Source organism: Actinomycetospora sp. (assembly GCF_055612215.1).
The window spans coordinates 1-4,226 of record NZ_JBVPVA010000840.1 but is presented as its reverse complement, the minus strand read 5'-3'; the positions used below and the strand labels follow the sequence as shown (position 1 = coordinate 4,226).

Genomic DNA, 4,226 nt, shown 5'->3' with positions numbered 1-4,226 from the left:
GCCGGCGATGGTGCTCGTCGGCGCGGCCCGGGGGGCACCGATCGACGTGGTGGGCACGATCCCGCGTGGCCAGGTCCTGGGCTGGATCGTGAACCTGGCCGTGGTGGAGGTCCTGATCCGGCGGCGGACACGAGCCCGGCGTCGGGAAGGTGCTGTTGAGGGTCGGGGCGCGGCCTGGTTGTGGCGCCATCCTCTCTGTGGTGTCCGGTCGGCGCTCGCCGGTGAGGACCCGGCTTCCCGCGGACCTACACTCTCGGTACATGACGGACGCCGTGGAGCCCCTCGACCCCGCTGAGGAAGCGATGTGGCGCCCGTTCGTCCACATCCTCAACGTGCTGCCGCGGCTGCTCGACACCGTCCGTCGGTGGATCCTCGACCACATCGAGCGAGACGACTTCGATACGCTCACCCGGGTCTTCGGCGCCATCGCGGAGGCCGTCGACCTCCCGCCGTCGGACCCAGCGTCGCGGACCCCCTGCCCGAAATCGCCTCCACGGCCGACCGCCTGACGCTCGGGGGCGGGGTGGTTAACGCGGTCCCGTCCTCGACGAGATCGCGCCGTGGCCGTCACCGTGTGATGGCGGGTAGGGGAACGGGACGCGAGGAGCCTACGGCCGAGTTCACCGTCACGGTGGGGGCACGCCATCGGTAGCCGTCGTCGGCGCCACCGAACGTCAGCTCGAGCTGCAGGGCCAGCGTGGCTCCCGGGTCGGCCCAGGCGTCGATGTCGATGAACGAGACGCGGACGGCCATCGCGTCGGCGAGATCGCGCAACGGGAAGCTGACGACCTCGAGGGGGTAGCTCGTGGGACAGCCGCACTCCCAGGTCTCGAGACGGCCCAGGTCGTCCGCACTGGCGAGGACAACGGGGATGCGCCCGAGGATCGTGCTCGTGAGGGTCAGCGACAACGCCGGACCCGGAGGCTTGGGCCGGCCCGCGGCCTCGACGGTGAACTCCACCCGGCCTGCGGTGAGCACGCAGTCGTCATGCACGGTGAACCTCCCTGGCCGTGTCCTGCTGCGAGTGACGAGCCTTCCCCGGTCTCGTCACGAGTGGAAGCGGCGCAGTCGTTCCTGGAGTTCCGGGTACGGCACCGAAGCGGGGATCGGCGAGTGGTCGGCGACCGCGGTCACCGCGGCGACCGCGGCGTGCAACGCGGCCCGGTAGGGCATCGAGCCGGTGCTCACGCGGCGGACCCCGAGCTCGGCGAGCTCGGCCAGGGACCGGCCGGGCAGCACCAACACGTTGAGAGGCACCGGCAGTGCCGCCGTGAGTGTGGCCAGCAGTTCGGGTTCCGAGGCGCCGGGGGTGAAGACGCCGTCCGCCCCGGCCGCGACGTAGCGCTCGGCGCGACGGAGAGTTGCTTCGGGGGTGGCCTCCTCGCCGAGCCAGTAGGTGTCCACGCGGGCGTTGAGGAACACCCGGGGGGCGCGCTGCTTGATCGCCGTGAGCTTGGCGGCGTGGAGGCCGGGGTCGATCAGTGCCTCCGCGGAGCTGTCCTCGATGTTGACCCCGGCAGCGCCGGCCTCGGCCAGTTCGGCGACGTAGTCGGCGACCTGATCGGGATCGTCGGAGTAGCCGTCCTCGATGTCGACGCTCAGGTGCGCGGGGATGCCGGCCAGGGCACGGGTCAGCGCGAGGTTCGCCTCGCGGGTGACGCGTCCGGCGTCGGGTCGCCCGAGGCTCGCGGCGACCCCGAAGCTGGTGGTGCCGATGGCCGGATGACCGGCGTCGAGGAACGCCAGCGCCGAGGGCACGTCCCAGGCGTTGGGCAGCAGCAACGGCTGGGGTCGGTGGTGCAGTTCGAAGAAGTCCATGTGTTCCTGCCTCGGGGGTGCGTGATCTCGGCGGCGTCGACAGCTCCCAGCGGGCGGGGGACGCTCCGCGGGCCGACTCTCACCGGCCCAGGCGTCACGGCGTCCTGGTGGCCACGAACATGGTGAGGGGCGGCCAGCCCGCCTCGGGTTGTTCTCGGCCTTCGTGTCCGGGGAAGCCGGGCAGGGCGATGTCGCCGAAGACGTCTCGTGCGGCGTCGAGCACGTCGACGCCTGCCCAGCCCGCGCTGGCCGCGTAGATCCACCGCAGGAGGTGGATCCCCGGGGTGGACCAGCCGCGCGGCTCGAGGCGCATGTCGAAGACGAACAGTCGACCGCCGGGCCGAAGCGAACCGCTCACGGACGTCAGGGCCGCCGGGACGTCGGGCATGGCACTGATCGAGGAGCAGGCGTAGGCGGCGTCGAAGGCACCCGGCTCGATCTCGGCGCGGGTGGCGTCGGCGCGACGCAGCTCCACGTTCACCAGGTCCCGTTGCCGCACCACGACCTCGGCGCGCGCGAGCATCTTCGGGCTGTTGTCGATGCCGACGACACGCCCCGAAGGGCCGACAGCCTTGCTCAGCGTGGGCAATGCGGCCCCGCTGCCGCAGCCCAGGTCCAGCACCGTCTGCCCGGAGCGCAGGCTCAGGTGCCGGAGGGCGAGCTCGGCCACCCGGGTCGTCTGCCCGCCCGCCGACCCATGGATCGAGCTCACGAGGTCCCACCAGCGCTGTCCGCGGCGGAGCCGTCGGCTGTGGTCGTCCTCGGTCGGTGTCGTCGGCATCGGATTCCCCTCTTGGCGATGCACTTGTATCGTCGCAGGACCGCCCGTCGGTGGCAATACGACTGCATCGTGGAAGGATGTCGCGGTGCCGAAGAAGGTCGATCCTGGCGAGCGCCGCCGGCAGATCGCGCAGGCGCTGCATCGGGTGACGGCCGCCCGAGGGCTCGACGAGGTGAGCGTGCGCCACGTCGCGGCCGAGGCCGGGGTATCGGCCGGCCAGGTCCAGCACTGGTTCCGGACGAAGGACCAGATGCTGCGATTCGCCCTGGACACGGTCAGCGAGCAGGTCGAGGCGCGCCTGGGTCGGCACATGGACGAGATCGAGCACGGCACGCCGCGCCAAGCGGTCCGCGCGCTGCTGATCGAGCTGCTGCCCCTCGACGACGAGCGGCGCCTGGAGGCCCACGTCGCGGTGGCCTTCGGTGCCCGGGCCGCGGTGTCACCCGAGATCGCCCGGTCGGTCCGCGAGGGGATGGATCAGCTGCGCGGCTTCATCGCCGAGCGCATCCGGGCCAGCGGCGCGAGGGAACCCGTCGACCATCCGGAGCGCGCAGCCGCGGCACTGACGGCGCTGGTCGACGGCCTCGCCGTGCACACCCTCGCCGAGCAGTGCACCCCGGAGGACGCCGAAGCCGCGCTCGATGACCAGCTGGACACACTGTTCGGTCCCTGACCACGTACCCGCGGCGGCCTTGCGGTCGCCGCCGACCTCGTCGTCATCGCCGGGACGTCGCGGCGCCACGTCGTGATGCCCTCACAAGACCACCCGGCGCACGACAGCGACGTAGTGCTCCCGTTCCGGCGCGTTGCGGATGACGAGGGCGGCTCGCGCAGGATGTCCCGGTCGGGGACGTCGGCGCGGGTCGGGGAGGTGACCTCGACGGCGCGCCGTGGTGGAATGCGCCGGTGCCGATCGCCTATGCGCTGGACCCGTTCTGGGCGCATCGGCGTGCACACGTCTTCGACGGGGACTGACTGCCTCGCCCGAGCCTTCGCCGTCTGCGGCTCCGTGCCCAGCGGCGTGCCGTCGGCCGCTGTCCACTCCACGAGGATGCGGCCGGATTCGCCCGGAGCCACCGTGTCGCTCGCCTTGCCTCCTCCTGGTCTGCCCCTCTCGCTGTCGCGGCATCCCGCGACCCCGGGTCGCCGTCGCCCGCGCGACGCCCCCACGCCGCTCAGCCTCGCCGATCTCACCGACCTGACCCTCGCCGTCGCCGGGGAGGTCAGGAACGGTCGGTACGCCGCCGTCGTCGACGCCACATCCCGCTGGTCGCGTCGCCTGCACGCCGATGCCTATCTGGACGTCTGGCTCATCGGTTGGGCCCCCAGCCAGGCCGCGGAACTGCACGATCACGGCGGTTCACTCGGGGCGCTCACCGTGGTCCGGGGCGAGCTCACCGAATGGCGATGGAGCGGCGGACGGACCGGCCAGCTCAGCGACGCGACGCCCGGGGCGATCCCGGTCGCCACCGGCGCCACGGAGGGGGTGGTCGGGACCGGCCCAGGCCTGCGCCGCCGCCTGCTCCGGGCAGGGCGGGGCGCCACGTTCAGGCTGGGGCACGTGCACGACGTCTCCAACCGGGCTCCGGTAGCCGCGGTCAGTGTCCATGCCTACTCGCCACCGCTA

General features: G+C 72.4%; 6 protein-coding genes. 3 read left to right on the top strand and 3 right to left on the bottom strand.

Annotated features, from left to right (window positions below):
* The first annotated feature begins 260 nt into the window (after positions 1-260).
* Positions 261-509, top strand: coding sequence for a hypothetical protein (locus AC0CYZ_RS22935; protein WP_472219612.1), 249 nt, complete (start codon positions 261-263; stop codon positions 507-509).
* A 58-nt stretch (positions 510-567) separates the two neighbouring features.
* Here the strand turns inward: AC0CYZ_RS22935 and AC0CYZ_RS22930 are convergent, their stop codons facing one another.
* The 3 genes from AC0CYZ_RS22930 to AC0CYZ_RS22920 all read right to left on the bottom strand — a co-directional run bounded on the left by AC0CYZ_RS22930 (position 568) and on the right by AC0CYZ_RS22920 (position 2,599).
* Positions 568-993 carry a hypothetical protein gene (locus AC0CYZ_RS22930; RefSeq protein WP_472219610.1) on the bottom strand — a complete coding sequence of 142 codons (426 nt, stop codon included), beginning with the start codon at positions 991-993 and terminating at the stop codon, positions 568-570.
* Positions 994-1,047: 54 nt separating this feature from the next.
* Entirely contained in the window at positions 1,048-1,818 is a 771-nt protein-coding gene (locus AC0CYZ_RS22925; protein ID WP_472219608.1) for an isocitrate lyase/PEP mutase family protein, read from the bottom strand.
* Between the two features lie 94 nt (positions 1,819-1,912).
* Positions 1,913-2,599, bottom strand: coding sequence for a class I SAM-dependent methyltransferase (locus tag AC0CYZ_RS22920; protein ID WP_472219607.1), 687 nt, complete (start codon positions 2,597-2,599; stop codon positions 1,913-1,915).
* Positions 2,600-2,684: 85 nt separating this feature from the next.
* Here AC0CYZ_RS22920 and AC0CYZ_RS22915 point away from each other — a divergent pair, with 85 nt between their 5' ends.
* Together AC0CYZ_RS22915 and AC0CYZ_RS22910 are read left to right on the top strand one after the other, a co-directional pair.
* Positions 2,685-3,272 carry a TetR/AcrR family transcriptional regulator gene (locus AC0CYZ_RS22915; RefSeq protein ID WP_472219605.1) on the top strand — a complete coding sequence of 196 codons (588 nt, stop codon included), beginning with the start codon at positions 2,685-2,687 and terminating at the stop codon, positions 3,270-3,272.
* A 336-nt stretch (positions 3,273-3,608) separates the two neighbouring features.
* The coding region (locus tag AC0CYZ_RS22910) for a cysteine dioxygenase (RefSeq protein WP_472219603.1) at positions 3,609-4,226 on the top strand (618 nt) is incomplete at its 3' end.

Bases quoted from the DNA above. Each gene is read 5' to 3' on its own strand.
- AC0CYZ_RS22935 (WP_472219612.1), top strand. From the start codon at position 261: ATGACGGACGCCGTGGAGCCCCTCGACCCCGCTGAGGAAGCGATGTGG.
- AC0CYZ_RS22925 (WP_472219608.1), bottom strand. From the start codon at position 1,818: ATGGACTTCTTCGAACTGCACCACCGACCCCAGCCGTTGCTGCTGCCC.
- AC0CYZ_RS22920 (WP_472219607.1), bottom strand. From the start codon at position 2,599: ATGCCGACGACACCGACCGAGGACGACCACAGCCGACGGCTCCGCCGC.